The sequence below is a fragment of the Mesorhizobium sp. M7A.F.Ca.US.006.01.1.1 genome (assembly GCF_003997935.1).
Lineage (GTDB): Bacteria > Pseudomonadota > Alphaproteobacteria > Rhizobiales > Rhizobiaceae > Mesorhizobium.
In genome coordinates this window covers 1-14721 of sequence record NZ_RZQL01000181.1, presented here as the reverse complement: position 1 = coordinate 14721, position 14721 = coordinate 1, and the positions used below count along the sequence as shown (strand labels likewise).

The 14721-nt window shown below is 62.0% G+C and carries 18 protein-coding genes and 1 pseudogene; 15 read left to right on the top strand and 4 right to left on the bottom strand.

Annotated elements, in window-relative coordinates; genetic code table 11:
- The 7 genes from uvrB to EN943_RS26350 all read left to right on the top strand — a co-directional run.
- Positions 1–3044 (top strand): excinuclease ABC subunit UvrB (gene uvrB, locus EN943_RS26380; protein ID WP_281060861.1); only part of this gene is annotated, 3044 nt, incomplete at its 5' end.
- An 85-nt stretch (positions 3045–3129) separates the two neighbouring features.
- Complete coding sequence (locus EN943_RS26375; protein WP_127415227.1) at positions 3130–3465, top strand: hypothetical protein; 336 nt, start codon at positions 3130–3132, stop codon at positions 3463–3465.
- 117 nt (positions 3466–3582) lie between these two features.
- Positions 3583–4488 carry a DMT family transporter gene (locus EN943_RS26370; protein ID WP_127415226.1) on the top strand — a complete coding sequence of 302 codons (906 nt, stop codon included), beginning with the start codon at positions 3583–3585 and terminating at the stop codon, positions 4486–4488.
- 247 nt (positions 4489–4735) lie between these two features.
- A complete protein-coding gene (locus tag EN943_RS26365) occupies positions 4736–6262 on the top strand; it encodes an ABC-F family ATP-binding cassette domain-containing protein (RefSeq protein WP_127415225.1) in 1527 nt (508 codons plus the stop codon).
- 79 nt (positions 6263–6341) lie between these two features.
- A complete protein-coding gene (locus tag EN943_RS26360; protein ID WP_127415224.1) occupies positions 6342–6620 on the top strand; it encodes a type II toxin-antitoxin system RelE/ParE family toxin in 279 nt (92 codons plus the stop codon).
- 27 nt (positions 6621–6647) lie between these two features.
- Complete coding sequence (locus EN943_RS26355; RefSeq protein WP_127268663.1) at positions 6648–6956, top strand: HigA family addiction module antitoxin; 309 nt, start codon at positions 6648–6650, stop codon at positions 6954–6956.
- A 134-nt stretch (positions 6957–7090) separates the two neighbouring features.
- The gene (locus tag EN943_RS26350; protein ID WP_023809790.1) at positions 7091–7249 is read left to right on the top strand and encodes a hypothetical protein; all 159 of its coding nucleotides are present in this window, start codon (positions 7091–7093) and stop codon (positions 7247–7249) included.
- A 16-nt stretch (positions 7250–7265) separates the two neighbouring features.
- Here the strand turns inward: EN943_RS26350 and EN943_RS26345 are convergent, their stop codons facing one another.
- Entirely contained in the window at positions 7266–7880 is a 615-nt protein-coding gene (locus EN943_RS26345; protein WP_127415223.1) for a glutathione S-transferase, read from the bottom strand.
- Between the two features lie 238 nt (positions 7881–8118).
- Between EN943_RS26345 and EN943_RS26340 the strand changes: the two genes are divergently transcribed.
- On the top strand, positions 8119–8547 hold the full coding sequence (locus tag EN943_RS26340; protein WP_127415222.1) for a glyoxalase/bleomycin resistance/extradiol dioxygenase family protein: 429 nt from the start codon (positions 8119–8121) through the stop codon (positions 8545–8547).
- 74 nt (positions 8548–8621) lie between these two features.
- On the top strand, positions 8622–8975 hold the full coding sequence (locus EN943_RS26335; protein WP_127415221.1) for a DUF1428 family protein: 354 nt from the start codon (positions 8622–8624) through the stop codon (positions 8973–8975).
- A 144-nt stretch (positions 8976–9119) separates the two neighbouring features.
- Here the strand turns inward: EN943_RS26335 and EN943_RS26330 are convergent, their stop codons facing one another.
- Entirely contained in the window at positions 9120–10742 is a 1623-nt protein-coding gene (locus EN943_RS26330; protein ID WP_245475975.1) for a tetratricopeptide repeat-containing sulfotransferase family protein, read from the bottom strand.
- 198 nt (positions 10743–10940) lie between these two features.
- Positions 10941–11135, bottom strand: a complete 195-nt coding sequence (locus EN943_RS26325) for a hypothetical protein (RefSeq protein WP_027039372.1) — start codon at positions 11133–11135, stop codon at positions 10941–10943.
- 331 nt (positions 11136–11466) lie between these two features.
- On the opposite strand from EN943_RS26325, the gene EN943_RS26320 reads away from it, so the two are divergent.
- The 6 genes from EN943_RS26320 (at position 11467) to EN943_RS26300 (ending at position 14566) form a co-directional block, all read left to right on the top strand.
- Positions 11467–11673: a cold-shock protein gene (locus EN943_RS26320; protein ID WP_023809797.1), complete on the top strand. Its 207-nt coding sequence runs from the start codon at positions 11467–11469 to the stop codon at positions 11671–11673.
- Between the two features lie 144 nt (positions 11674–11817).
- Positions 11818–12087: a hypothetical protein gene (locus EN943_RS26315; protein ID WP_023809798.1), complete on the top strand. Its 270-nt coding sequence runs from the start codon at positions 11818–11820 to the stop codon at positions 12085–12087.
- Complete coding sequence (locus EN943_RS26310) at positions 12084–12365, top strand: hypothetical protein (RefSeq protein WP_127415219.1); 282 nt, start codon at positions 12084–12086, stop codon at positions 12363–12365. The genes EN943_RS26315 and EN943_RS26310 overlap by 4 nt, the downstream gene beginning before the upstream one ends.
- A gap of 38 nt (positions 12366–12403) precedes the next feature.
- Positions 12404–12541, top strand: a complete 138-nt coding sequence (locus tag EN943_RS37770; RefSeq protein ID WP_164482279.1) for a hypothetical protein — start codon at positions 12404–12406, stop codon at positions 12539–12541.
- A 101-nt stretch (positions 12542–12642) separates the two neighbouring features.
- Entirely contained in the window at positions 12643–12861 is a 219-nt protein-coding gene (locus EN943_RS26305; protein WP_127415218.1) for a hypothetical protein, read from the top strand.
- A 151-nt stretch (positions 12862–13012) separates the two neighbouring features.
- A complete protein-coding gene (locus EN943_RS26300; RefSeq protein ID WP_127415217.1) occupies positions 13013–14566 on the top strand; it encodes an EAL domain-containing protein in 1554 nt (517 codons plus the stop codon).
- A gap of 31 nt (positions 14567–14597) precedes the next feature.
- On the opposite strand, the pseudogene EN943_RS38475 reads toward EN943_RS26300, so the two are convergent.
- Positions 14598–14721: pseudogene (locus EN943_RS38475) on the bottom strand (peptidase); the annotation flags it as partial.

Here is a 14721-nt window from a genome sequence, read left to right as displayed (position 1 = left end):
CTTCGGAGCCGCTGCACAAAGGCGGCTTCGCCGAGATGCCGCAGCCGGAGCTCTCTGGCACGCCGCTGACCGGTTCGATCGCGGATTGGGCCGAGCAGATCGAGCAGGAAGCCGAAAACGAAGGACGTCTTGTCGGCAAGGGCGACGGCGGCAAATCGCCGAAGCCGTCGAAGAAGATACCCGAGCGCTCAAGCTCGCCGGGACGCAGTTCGCGCGGCACCTCGATGGGTGGCGCGGCGTCAGCCAGGGAGCGCACCGCCGCCGGCCTCAATCCGGTCGCCGGCCTCGACATCTCGCTGGAAGACGCCGAGACGATGGCTTCGGGCAGCGTCACCGCGACGGTGGCGGCACTGTCGGCGCTGATCGAATCCGGCAATCCGCTGCACAAGGACGGTGTGCTGTGGACGCCGCACCGCCCTGCCCGCCCGGAAAAATCCGAAGGCGGCATTGCCATCAAGATGGTGTCGGACTTCGAACCAGCCGGCGATCAGCCGACCGCGATCAAGGATCTGGTCGAAGGCGTCGACAACAACGATCGCACCAAGGTCCTGCTCGGCGTCACCGGCTCCGGAAAAACCTTCACCATGGCCAAGGTGATCGAGGAGACGCAGCGCCCTGCCTTGATCCTGGCGCCGAACAAGACGCTGGCGGCGCAGCTCTATTCCGAGTTCAAGAAATTCTTCCCGGAAAACGCCGTCGAGTATTTCGTCTCCTACTACGACTATTACCAGCCGGAAGCCTACGTCCCGCGCACCGACACCTTCATCGAGAAGGAATCCTCGATCAACGAGCAGATCGACCGCATGCGCCATTCGGCGACGCGTTCGCTGCTCGAGCGCGACGACGTCATCATCGTCGCCTCGGTGTCCTGCATCTATGGTATCGGTTCGGTCGAGACCTATACGGCGATGACCTTCCAGATGCAGATCGGCGACCGGCTCGACCAGCGCGCGCTGCTCGCCGATCTCGTCGCCCAGCAATACAAACGGCAGGACATCAATTTCGTTCGCGGCTCGTTCCGCGTGCGCGGCGACACGATCGAGATCTTCCCGGCCCACCTGGAAGACCGCGCCTGGCGCATTTCGATGTTCGGCGACGAGATCGAGCAGATCACCGAGTTCGACCCGCTGACCGGCCAGAAGACCGGCGAGCTGAAAAGCGTCAAGATCTACGCCAATTCGCACTATGTGACGCCGCGCCCGACGCTGAACCAGGCGATCAAGTCAATCAAGGAAGAGCTCAAGCACCGGCTGGTCGAACTGGAGCGTGCCGGCCGCCTGCTTGAGGCGCAGCGGCTGGAACAGCGCTGCCGCTTCGACCTCGAGATGCTGGAAGCCACCGGCTCCTGCGCCGGCATCGAGAACTATTCGCGCTATCTCACCGGCCGCCAGCCGGGTGATCCGCCGCCAACGCTGTTTGAGTACATTCCCGACAACGCACTGGTCTTCATCGACGAAAGCCATGTCACCGTACCGCAGATCGGCGGCATGTATCGCGGAGACTTTCGCCGCAAGGCGACGCTGGCCGAATACGGCTTCCGTCTGCCGTCCTGCATGGACAACCGGCCGCTGCGCTTCGAAGAATGGGATGCCATGCGCCCGCTTTCTGTCGCGGTCTCGGCGACGCCTGGCGGCTGGGAAATGGAGCAGGCCGGTGGCGTCTTCGCCGAGCAGGTCATCCGCCCGACCGGCCTGATCGACCCGCCGGTCGAGGTGCGCCCGGCCAAGACCCAGGTCGACGATGTCGTCGGCGAAATCCGCGACACCACCAAGGCCGGCTACCGCACGCTGGTCACCGTGCTGACCAAGCGCATGGCCGAGGATTTGACCGAATATCTGCATGAGCAAGGCATCCGTGTCCGCTACATGCACTCCGACATCGACACGCTGGAGCGCATCGAGATCCTGCGCGATCTGCGCCTCGGCGCCTTCGACGTGCTGGTCGGCATCAACCTGCTGCGCGAAGGCCTCGACATTCCCGAATGCGGCTTCGTCGCCATTCTCGACGCCGACAAGGAAGGTTTCCTGCGCTCTGAAACCTCGCTGATCCAGACCATCGGCCGCGCTGCCAGAAACGTCGACGGCAAGGTCATCCTGTATGCCGACCAGGTGACCGGCTCGATGGAACGGGCAATGGCCGAGACAAACCGCCGCCGCGAAAAGCAGATGGAGTGGAACGAGGCCAACGGCATCACCCCGGAATCGGTCAAGTCGCGCATCTCCGACATTCTGGATTCGGTCTACGAGAAGGACCACGTCCGCGCCGACATCTCGCAGTTCACCGACAGTGCCGGCGCCATGATGGGCAACAACCTCAAGGCCCATCTCGACGCGATGGAAAAGCAGATGCGCGATGCCGCGGCCAATCTCGACTTCGAGAAGGCGGCCCGCATCCGCGACGAGATCAAGCGCCTGCGCGAGATGGAACTGTCCATCTCCGAAGACCCGCTGGCCAAATATGCCGACATGGAAAGTCCCGCCTCGGGTCGCGAAAAGGGCAAGCACAACAAGGGCGTGGCCAAACATCGTACAGCAGAGGAACAGGAGCGTTTCCGCAAGCTCGACGCGGCGCGTGCCGCCGAAGAAGCGGCCAAGGCTGCCCGGCCCAACCTCTTCCGCAAACCTGATCTCGACGAGATGGGCGCCGACGGCGCGGTGCCGGTGAAGAAGCCACTGTTTTCGAAACCCTCGCTCGACGCCATGGGCCCAGGCACCGACATGCCGACACCGGCCGGCGCGGTGTCGCGCTCGCTGTTCAAGAAACAGTCCGCCGAAGAGGCGCATGGTTCCGATTTCGGCATTCCCGGCGAGCCGGTCAAGCCGCTGTTCAAGAAGAACTCGCTTGATGAGATGACCGTGCGGCGGACCGAAAAGCCGGTCGAAGGAAAGATGCCGGCCAAGCCGCAGCCGATCTCTCCTGGAGAGGGGGACGAATCCGCCAAGCCAGTTGTTCGCCAGCGAACAGGCATCGGCTCCTACGAAGACCCCGCCGACGCGCGTCGGGAAAAGCGCCGCCCGGGCAAGACGGGTAGGCCAGGAAAGTAGCGCCTTCCCTTCCCCTTGTGGGAGAAGGGAAGTACCCGTCTGCTGCACCGTTGCGAAGCTTCGACGCCAGCCACCAGAATGCGCGATGACCATGCCCCGCAGACTTCAGGAAGACGAGTTCAAGGCTTGCTTTGCCGAGCCGATGACGAACGTCACTGCCGCGGCAGAGGCTGCAGTGGACATATGGTCGTATGTCGACGTGCTGGATCTGGACGAGATCGGCCTGCCCTATCTGACCGAGGTCCACAACGTCTACCGCGACGCCCAAAACCGGTTCGATCAGGTTTTGATTGGCACCGGCAGGTTCAACGCCCTTCTTGTGATTGTTGTTGATCTACGCAGAAGCACGGTTTTCGGGCATTTCCTGCTCGACCTCGGCAAAGAATATGGACTGAGCAGCGGTCACTTGAGACCTGTCTGATCTGGGCGTGCATGTACTGGACCATGCACCTGCCCTTGTCAGGTGCCGATCGACTCGATACGGGCCGTGGCAGCTTCTCTGCTTGCTGCAAGATACTCCCACCGGCCCACCATCCCCATGAAACCCAAGGATATCGCCGCCTACGTCTTCCTGGCCATCACCTGGGGCCTGTCGTTCCTTGTTCTTCTGAAGGTCGTGCATGCCTTCGGCTGGGTCGGCGCGGTCACCTTGCGGTCGCTGATCGCCGGCATCACGCTCTTCCTGCTTGCCGCAGCAACGCGGCGCAAGCTGGATTTCAGCGCCGGCTGGCGGCATTTCACGGTCGTCGGCGCAACGACGGTCGCCGCACAGCTGGTCGGCCTGTCCTACGCCACCCCGCGCATCGGCACCGCCATGGCGGCCATCCTAGTCGCTGCGATCCCATTGTTCTCGATGATCCTCGGTCAGCTATGGGGGCTTGAACGCATCAGCCTTCGCGGGCTGGCCGGCCTGTTGTTAGGCGCCGCGGGGATCATCATTCTGGTGGGCTTTCCTGCTGTCCCGATCACGGCGTCCTTCGCGTTCGGCTGTGCCGCCTCGCTGTTCAGCTCCTTCTCCGCCGCCTTCGGCAGCAATTACGCCAACCGCCATCTGCGCTCGGCCGGTTCGTTCGAACTCACCGGCGCCGCCTTCCTGTTCGGCGGTCTGATGACACTGCCGCTGCTGCTCGCCGTGCCGGTGCCGGCCATGCCGCGCCCTGTCGATTTCCTCTATCTCATCCTTCTCGCCTGTGTGATGAGCGCGCTGACCTACGTCGTCTATTTCCGGCTGGTGGCCAGCATCGGCGCAACCAGGACGATCAGCGTCGAATTCGCCGTGACCGTAATCGCGGTTCTGGCCGGCACGATCCTGCTTGGCGAAGCGCTGACCATTATCCAAGGCTTCGGCGCGGTAGCAATCATTGGCGGCTGCATGCTGGTGCTGGATCCGTTCCCGCATCGCTTGAAAGCGGCAGTCTTGCCATCGGCCCCACCTTTGGTGTAGCCAGTCCCCACACTCGAACGTCTCGAAAGGAGGGCTCACGTGTTTACGTTTTTTCGTCACCATCGTCAGCGTGGCCCGATTTCTGCCCCGCGAGCTTGCTTGCAGGGCTGACCAGGGACGGTCCGGGTTTTTCCCGCTTCGATTTTTTGGTCTGCCCTTCGTGGTGCTGCAATGCCGAGCCTGATGGCCAGCAAGCGCACCGTCAAAGTGCACTGAGCCGGACACCGGCAAGACCAGAGAAATCATAATGGCCCTGATCAGCCTCAAATCCCTCGGCGTTACCATGAGTGCGCCGCTGTTTGCCAATCTCGACCTCACCATCGGCACCGGCGACCGGCTCGGCATCGTCGCCGCCAACGGTCGCGGCAAGTCGACCTTGCTCAAATGCCTGACCGGCGAGATCGAGCCGACGTCGGGCGACATCACCCGCACGCGCGGCCTGCGCGTCGGCCATGTCGAACAGTCCGTTGCCCCTGCCTTGCTCGGCCGCAGCTTCCACCAGGTGGTGGCCGATGCCCTGCCGCCCGAGCAGGCCGACAGCGAGATGTGGCGCGTCGATGTGGTGCTGGATTCGCTTGATGTGCCGGAGGCAATGCGCGAGCGAGAAATGCGCGCGCTGAGCGGCGGCTGGCAGAGGCTGGCGCTGATCGCCCGCGTCTGGGTCACCGATCCGGACGTGCTGCTGCTCGACGAGCCGACCAACCATCTCGACCTTGCCCGCATCAGCCAGCTCGAAACCTGGCTGAACACGCTGCCGCGCGAGGTGCCGGTCGTCATTGCCAGCCACGACCGCGCCTTCCTCGACGCCGCCACCAACCGGACGCTGTTCCTGCGCCCGGAACAGTCGCCCGTGTTTGCGCTGCCCTACTCTCGCGCCAGGCAGGCGCTCGACGAGGTCGACGCCTCGACGGAGCGCAAGTTCCAGCGCGACATGAAGGTGGCGCAGCAATTGCGCCGGCAGGCCGCCAAGCTCAACAACATCGGCATCAATTCGGGCAGCGACCTGTTGACGGTCAAGACCAAGCAGCTCAACCAGCGCGCGGAAAGGCTGGAGGAAGCGGCGAACCCGGCGCACCGCGAAAAGTCGGCGGGTGCCATAAAACTGGCCAATCGCGGCACCCACGCCAAGGTGCTGATCACGCTCGACGACGCGGCTGTCGAAACGCCCGACGGCAAGCTGCTGTTCAGGACCGGCAAGCGCCATATTTGCCAAGGCGACCGCATCGTTCTGCTCGGCCGCAACGGCGTCGGCAAGTCGCGCTTCGTCACCTTGATCCGCAATGCGATCATCGAACCGGACACGGTACGGAACGTGAAGGTGACGCCGTCGACTGTGCTCGGCTACAGCGACCAGGCGCTGTCCGGCATCAGCGGCGACGACACGCCGCTGGCGATGGTCTCGCGCCGCTACGATGTCGGCGAGCAGCGCGCACGATCGTTGCTGGCCGGTGCCGGCGTGGTCATCGAGATGCAAGAGAAAAAGATCGGCGTGCTGTCCGGTGGCCAGAAGGCGCGGCTGATGATGCTGGCGCTGAGGCTCGCCAATCCCAACCTCTATCTGCTGGACGAGCCGACCAACCATCTCGACATCGACGGCCAGGAAGCGCTGGAAGCGGAACTGCTGGCGCATCAGGCAAGCTGTGTGCTCGCTTCGCACGACCGCTCCTTCATCCGCGCCATCGGCAACCGCTTCTGGCTGATCGAGAAGCGAAAGCTGACCGAAGTCGGGGACCCCGAGGAGTTCTTCCGTTCAGTGGCTGAAACGGCAGGATAAGGCCAACGGAAGTCGACTGGCATGTAAATTATTTGCTTACAGACCTTGTTTTTTGTAAGCAATCTGTTTACATATATCGATGATCAAGTCCTTCAAGAACAGGGCGCTGTCGGACCTCTTTCAAACCGGAAAGACCGGCAAGATCGACGCCAAGATGCACAAGCGCATTCTTGTCCGGCTTGACCGCCTGGAAGCTTCGGAGAAGCCGGAGGAAATGAACCTCCCCGGCTTCGATTTCCACCCGCTGAAAGGCTTCGATCCAATCCGCTACACGGTCCACGTCAACGGCCCGTGGTGCATCACATTCGAGTTCGACGGCAAGGATGCTGCCCGCGTCGATTTCGAGCAATATCACTGAGGCGGCCAGATTGGAGAAGTTCGACTTATGACCGTGCACGAGCCGACGCGTCCTATTGAGCGTTGTCCTTCCCACCCGGGAGCGCTGCTTGAGGACATTATCCCGGCAACTGGCAAGACCAAGGTGGAAATTGCAAATCTGCTCGGAATCTCCCGGCAGCAGCTCTATGATATCATCCGTGAAAAGAAGCCGGTTTCGCCGGCTGTGGCCGCTCGCCTTGGCAAGTTGTTCGGCGACGGGGCCGCGATCTGGCTTCGAATGCAGGCCGCTTTCGATGCTTGGCACGCGGAGCGTGAAGTTGATGTTTCAGCGATCCCTACGCTCAGGGTTGCGTAGGTCCGTACGGCAGCATTTGAACAGACCATCAGACGCCGCGATAAAAAATCTTGACGATCTGTCGGGTAGCCTCAGCCCGTCACGTCCTTGGGATGCCGACACGATGATGCCGGCCCAACCCAGGGAGAATTATCATGTCGGTTCTTTCATCCATCGGTCGCATCGCAACCCGGTATGCCGCAGCGCGCGCTCGTCACCGCAGCGAGCGCATCCTGCTTTCACTGCCTGCCTCGCTGCGCAAGGATATCGGTTTTCCGGACGTCTTCGACGCGCAAAACGGCCGCCGCCCCTGACGTCGCGAGGCGCCAGTCAGTCATGCGTATCACCTGAAAGCGGCGTCGCCTGCATCGATACGCGTTTTTCGAAAGCCTCGAACCAGTGCGTCAGCCGCGCCCGTGAGCGAAAAGGCGGAAGGTGACGAAACGCCATCCAGGACAGCGTGGTGGCCAAAGCAATGTGGCCGATATGGAGCGGCGCCTCGTCGTCCAGCGTGCTTTCGATCCAGTCGTAGCTCGCCTCGATCTTTTCCCGGCACCCGTCGGCGAGAGCACTGAAACGCAGCTGTTCGGGTCTCCTTTCCGTCTCCCAGCGCAACGCTATGCCCGTCTGCGCCAGGCCCTGGGCGACCGACTGCAGCCGCAACGCCTGCCAGCGCGCCTCGCCGTCTTGCGGCAGCAGCTTGCGGCCGTCATGCAGCGTATCGAGATAGGCGCAGATGACATCGGAATCGAAGATCGGCGACGCGTCGGGCCGCAACAGCACCGGCACTTTGCCAAGCGGATTTTCGGCGTAGACGCGAGAATTGCGTAAGGTCGGACTGGTCTCGTGATGAATGACCTCCAGCCGATCGGCAATGCCAACCTCATGGGCGAAGACGAGCGCCTTGCGCGCGAAGGGTGAGTGGGTCTGATAGTAGAGGATCATTGTCGTCCCGGGGTTGAAGAGGCGTTCGGGTGATCCATCTGTTCTAGCCTGCGAGCCGCGAGAATTGCGCTCTGATTGGGGGCGGTCGACGCAAGGTCGTTTCACCGCCTCTCGTCCAACTGCCTGCTGCGTGGCCTGTCCAGGGCCGGTCGGCCAAAAAAATCTCCCGGCCATGTAGGATCGCCGGCACCTCATCCGTCCTTTGGCTCGCAAGGCCAAACGCAAAGAGGAACAAGATATGACCGACCAGACCCCCGTTCAGCCCGCAGCCAAAGTGCTCGGCGGATTGACCCCCTATCTGCAGCTGGATGGCGCCTTCAAGGCTGCCGAATTCTACAAGAAGGCCTTTGGTGCCGAGCAGGTCTTTGCCTATCCGGCAGACGAAAAAGGCCGCACCATGCACATCCACCTGCACATCAACGGCTCGACGCTGATGCTCTCCGACTTCTATCCCGAAAACGGCATGCCCGCCGTCAAGCCGCAGGGTTACACCATGCAGCTTCACCTCGGCAGCGACGATATCGAAGCCTGGTGGAAGCGCGCCGTCGAAGCCGGCTGCGAAGTCGCCGTGCCGCTCCAGGTGATGTTCTGGGGTGACCAGTGGGGCAATATGCGCGACCCGTTCGGCGTCGAGTGGGCGATGAACGCGCCGGTGAAGAAAGCCTGATCTGCCGCCAATGGCCCAAGCCCCTCACCGCTTGGCGTCGGTGAGGTACTTTGCACTTCAGCAGGAGACCCGAAATGTCCTATGTCGATGGCTTCGTGCTTGCCGTACCCAAGGCAAAACTCGATGACTACAAGAAGCTGGCCAACCTCGCAGGGCCTATCTGGAGGGAACATGGCGCGCTCGCCTATGTCGAATGCATCGGCGACGACGTGCCCTATGGCGAGGTCACGTCCTTCCCGCGTGCCGTGCAGGCCAAGGATGACGAGATCGTCGTCTTCGCCTGGGCCGTCTATGAGTCGCGGGAGAGTCGCGATGCCGTCATGGCCAAGGTGATGGCCGACCCGCGCTTGAAGGCCGATTGGGCGGACATGCCGTTCGACGGCAAACGCATGATCTTCGGTGGCTTCAAGCCATTCATTGAGCTTTGAGCAGCCGGTAGCAGATTAGAAGAAGCCCCACAGCTTCGTCATCCTAGGGCAAGCAGGAGCGAAGCTCCGTCGCGAAGACCCTAGGATGACGACGTGGGTGCTTAGGCCCATCTCTAAGGCCACGATCAGCTAAATAGCGTTGCGCTAATCCAGCTTGTCCAGCAACGGCTTGAGCCGGTCTCCATAGCGCTTCCACAGATCGACCGACCCCTGATACATCGGCTGGCGCACCTGTGCGGCCGACGCCGTGCGCACCGGCCGGTCGGTCTCGTGGAAGGACAGCACCGCATCGTCCCAGGGCAGGCCGAGATGGGCGATCAGGGCCCGCGTCTGACCTTCCTGATCGGCGACGAAATCCTCGTAGCGTACATCGTGCACGACGCCCGGCAGCACCGTGTGCCAATGCTTCATGATGTCGGTGTAGAGATTGTGGAAGTCGGCGAGCTCGCCGAGATCGTAGCCATAGCGATGGCTGTCGCCGCGGAAATGCACCTTGTAGATCGACAGGCAGGTTGCCGCCGCATCGCGCGCGCAGTGGATGATCCTGGCCTTCGGCATCATCATGTGGATGAAGCCGACAAGCAGGAAGTTGCCCGGCATTTTGTCGGTGACGTGGCGCATGTTCGGATAGCGGGCATGCAGCATGTCGAGATAGGTTTGGCCTGCCTCGGCAAAATCCGAATCGTCCGTATCCGATACGCCCCATGGGAAGCCACCCGGCATGGCCGCGGGGAACTGCCTGCCGACCGCCTTCTTCAAGATGCTGAGCTCGCCTGCGCCATAGACCTGCGGATGGCTGGCAATGATCTGCTCGACCAGCGTCGTGCCCGAACGCGGCATGCCGACGATGAAGATCGGCGTGTCGTCGCTGATTGAGCTGGGCCTGTGCTTCTCGAAGAAGCCGGCATCGAAGGTGGCCTTCATTGCCTCGAACTCGGCCCGCGTCCTGGCCTGGTCGTAGTCGATGCCTTTGCGGCGGATCGCATTGCCTTCGGCGAAATAGTCGAAGGCCCGGCCATAATCCCTGAGATCGTCATTCGCCTTGCCGAGTCCGAAGGACAGCTGCATGCGTGCCAGGCTGTCCTGCGGCGCCCTGGCATGCTGGGCTTCCATGCCCCCAAGCTCGCTGTCGCGCTCCTTCTGGCGCTTGACCTGCGTCAGCATCAGCCAGGCTGTGGCCATGGCGGGGTTGATCGCCAACGCCTGCCGGAACAGGTCGGCCGCCTCGTCGAGCTTGCCCTTTTCCATCAACCCGACGCCGAGCCCGTGCAGCAGGTCGGCATCCTTGGGCCGGATCGTCAGCGCTTCGCGGAAGGTAGCCAGCGCCTCATCCAGCCGCCCGGCTTCCTGCAGGGTTTCAGCAAGCCCGATGCGGGCGCGCACATGAAATGGGTTGCGTGCAACCGTGCCGCGATAAATCTCTTCGGCCTCTTCGAACTGGCCGACCTGTTTCAGCGATGAGCCGAGATTGTCGCGCGCCGCGAGCTGGTCCGGCCGCAGATCCACCGCGCCGCGGAAGAAATCGATGGCCGCAGCAGGGCGGCCGAGGTCGCGCATTACCGTACCGAAATTGTTGAGGAAATCGGGATTCGTCGGCTGCAGGCTCACCGACCGTTCGATGAGATCCAGCCCTTCTTCGCTACGCCCGGTCTGGTGCAGCAGCAGTCCCAGGAAATGCGCCGCGGCCGCGTGCTTGGGCTGACGCGCCAGCACCTGCCGGTAGATCGTCTCAGCATCTTGCCGGCGCCCGGCCTGATGCAGTTGCAACGCCTGCTGCACATACTGGTCGAGGCCCAGCGGCGGCTGTCCGCCTGCGCCAGACCTGGCTCCCGCACCCGCCGCTCGTCTTTGATCTCTGTTGATGGGAAACCTGCCGTGTTTTATCCGCCTGTGGCGATCTAGGCCATCGGCGCCGCAGGTTCAAGGCTTCGCTTGCTGTCTCGTCCTTTCGTCGGTGCGGAAAGATCAAATCAGGCGGTTGGTCTCGGCGACCTGTCTGGCACGCCGGACCGTTCCATCGGTGTCGGCGATCCTTCGCTTTGCCGCCTCGTCACTCCTGACGGTCAGCCGGGGCGACTGGATAACGGTCGGCTTGGCCATTGCCGGTTTTGCGATCGGCGTGATCGTTACGGGGGTGCCTGTTGGCGTCATTACGGACATCACGAGATCTCCTTCTCGAATTTACAATAAAAATCAGAATACCGGGAGAATTGTTCCCGCAAAGTTTCAAACAATTTTCTGAATTGTACGGATTTGTATCATTATTTTTCTGATAATTACAGCGCGCAATTTTTTGAATGATGCCCAATTTTATTTTAAAACGCCTTGATTAAATTGCGACAAAGGCCTATCTGTACAAGATCGCTTTGGGCCAGAATTGGCATCTCGCGGCGTCAGAGGTTCTCGACCCGCCAATCTCATTCCAAATCTTCGATACCGGGCGCGCGGCATATTCGCTCCGCGGCCATGTCTCATTCTTCGAAAGATCCACATGAACACCGGAACCGTGAAGTTCTACAATGGCCAGAAGGGTTTTGGCTTCATTCAGCCGACCGATGGCGGCAAGGACGTTTTCGTTCATGTCAGCGCACTGGAGCGCGCCGGCTTCCCCGGCCTCGCCGAAGGCCAGAAGCTGCAGTTCGAGTTGGAGCGTGACACCAAGGGCCGCGAGTCGGCCGCCAATTTGCAATTGATCTGATCCGGCCGAATTCGATGAACGCTGACCACGGATGTACTGGCAGCTCTCGAAAGCGGTTTATTTCCAGCGACTGCCGGAAATAGGAAAGCGGGGCTCGTCCCCGCTTTTTTGTTTTCAGGGCCGCTGCTTTGCATAGGTAAGACAATGCCGGACCGTACCACCCACTCCATCGCGCACTTCACCGCACCTTTCGTGCTCGGCGGACTGGAAGGGCAGCTGCCGGCCGGCGACTACGACATCGACCACGACGAAGAGCTGATCGAGGGCATGTCGCGGCTTGCCTGGCGCCGCGTCGCCACTTTCATCCATCTGCCGGCAAGGGCAGCAAAAAACCCGCCCACCAGCCAGCTTGTCGCCATCGATTACCTCGAACTCGAAACAGCGCTGAAGCGCGACAGGGAGAATGCAGCATGATCCGTTTCCAGCAGAATGCGCGCCCACGCACCGACACGCCCGCGCATCAGTTTGCGATCGGTCAGACCGTGCGCATGAAGAGCCGCACCGGCCTCGTCCAGAAGACCGCCGAACTGTTCCAGATCAAGAGCAGGCTGCCGGTCAAGGATGGTTCGCCGCAATACCGCATCCGCAGCGAGCAGGAGACCTATGAGCGGGTCACCACCGAAGACAATCTCGAACCGGCAGATCCGGTTGTTACCGACAACCCGGCTGTTGCCGGCAACCCGCTCATCTGAGACCCATCGCCAAGCCAACACCGAAGCAGGAGTACGACATGTCCAAAGGTCAACAGCGAAGCAATCGCGAGACGCGCAAGCCGAAGAAGGACAAGGTCGTGGCTAAGCCCGCCTCCCCGTTCGGCTCCTCGGTCAAGCAGGCGGAGAGCAGCCTAAAGCCGAAGTCGAAGGGCTGACAAACTGGAGGGCGCGCCTCGTGCGCCCTCTCCGCCGTCCCTCTGTGAGGTGGCGAACTGACTGAACAGGCCCGCGCAATGCTCTGCCACGGGAGGCGCGCTTGAACTTCGTCATCGAGTTCTACCGGTCGCGCGACACCGACGAAGCCACACTCGACAAGGTGTCGCTGGACGCGCCGAACCTGCGCGCCGCGCTGCAGGCTGCCACAGCGCTGTTCCACACGCTGGCCATGCCGCAAATCCCCGATCGCCTGCGCATTTGCGACGACGATGGCAGCGAGCTCTATGCTGGGCCGGCTGATGGGGCGTATCCGGTTTAGAGCAGCGGTGCTTGCCGCACGACTCCATTAAAGTTCACGTAAGATCGACGCCCTAAGATCCGCCTGAACCGGGCCGCGGCCGCGATTGGTGACCCGAAACGTTGCCGGCGACCACCCACGATTGCCGCTCGTACCCGAAGGCAGGAGGCGCATGGACAGGTCGCGCATCATCGTGACGGCGGTGGTGTTGGCCATGCTGGGCGCCATCGTGCCCATAGCGGCTATGTTTCATCTCGCTTGGCTTCAGGCCGTCCAAAAGGAACATGAGCGGTTGCAGCTGTTCGCCAGCCGCGCCATCGCCAGGGCCGACATCTCGCTCAACGATGCGACCGCTGCCTTGCGGCAGATCGACCAGTTCACCGGCGTCCGCTGTTCGGCGGACCACATAGCCCGCATGCGGCAACTCACCATCAACACGCGCCCGATCGAAGAGATGGGCTATTTCGAAAACGGCCTGCTCAAATGCTCTTCCTGGGGACCGACCGAAGGGCGCGTCGTGCAATCCACCCCTGACTTCACCACCAAGGACGGAATTGCCGTCACCGCCCGCATACAGCCGGTGATGAGCGAAGGCCATTTTCTGATGGCGCTGCGATACAGGGACCACAACGTCCTTGTCGATCCGGTGCGCTTTGTCGACGTCATCGTCGATCCCGGTATCCAGCTCGCCTTGGCGACGCAATCGGGCATGCTGCTCGGCGCACTGAACGGCCCGGATCCCGCCCGCATCAAGAAAATTATCGCCGGCCCCGGCGAAGGCATCGATGACGATCTCCTGTTTGCCACCGCGCGCGGCACGGGCTGGATTGCTGTCGCCACCGAACCGACAAGCCAGATCCTGGGCAGCGTTCGCAAGCAGCAACTCCTGCTGCTCCCGCTCGGCGCCTTCATGGCTGCCTTCATCATCGGCGTGGTTGTGTGGCTGTCACGAAGGCGGCTTTCGCCACTGGGAGAACTGCAGATCGCCGTGCGCAAGCACGAATTCATCGTCCACTATCAGCCGATCGTCGAGCTCAGGACCGGCAATTGCATCGGTGCGGAAGCGCTGGTGCGCTGGAAGCGACCGAATGGCTCCCTGGTCCGGCCCGATCTCTTCATTCCGCTGGCGGAAGAGAGCGGCTTGATCACGGCGATCACCGATCAGGTCATCGCGATGGTTGTGTTCGACCTGAACAGCCTCCTGGTCGCCGATCGCTCGCTTCACATCGCCATCAATCTCAGCGCAACCGATGTCGGCACCGCGCGGGTCCTGCCTATTCTCGAAAAGGCGTTGCAGCACACCGGGATCCGGCCCCGGCAAATCTGGCTCGAGGCCACGGAGCGAGGTTTCGTCGATATCAACTCGGCCCGCTCGACGCTCGTTCGTGCCCGCGAACTTGGCCACGCAGTGGCAATCGACGACTTCGGCACCGGCTATTCCAGCCTGTCCTATCTCGAAGGGCTGCCACTCGATGCGCTCAAGATCGACAAATCGTTCATCGATACGATCAGCACGAATTCCGCCACCAGTTCCGTCACCCCTCATATCATCGACATGGCCAAGACACTAAAGCTGAAGATCGTTGCCGAGGGCGTGGAAACGCAGGCGCAAGCCGACTACCTCGAGGCGCGCGACGTCGACTACGCCCAGGGCTGGCTGTTCGCCAGACCCATGCCCGCGTCCGAGTTCATCGCCTACTGTCGCCAGGTGAAGCCGACGGCTTGACGCTTGTCGTCCTCAACAAGGCGCAGCGTTCTCAGCACGGCCCGTCGCCAACGACGCGATAGTCCGCGGCACGGGCTTCGCAGGAATTGGGGAAGGTGCGCGTCTCGCCATGCCGGCGCGCGCACACCGGCGCATATTCGCGGGTGCAGAACGTC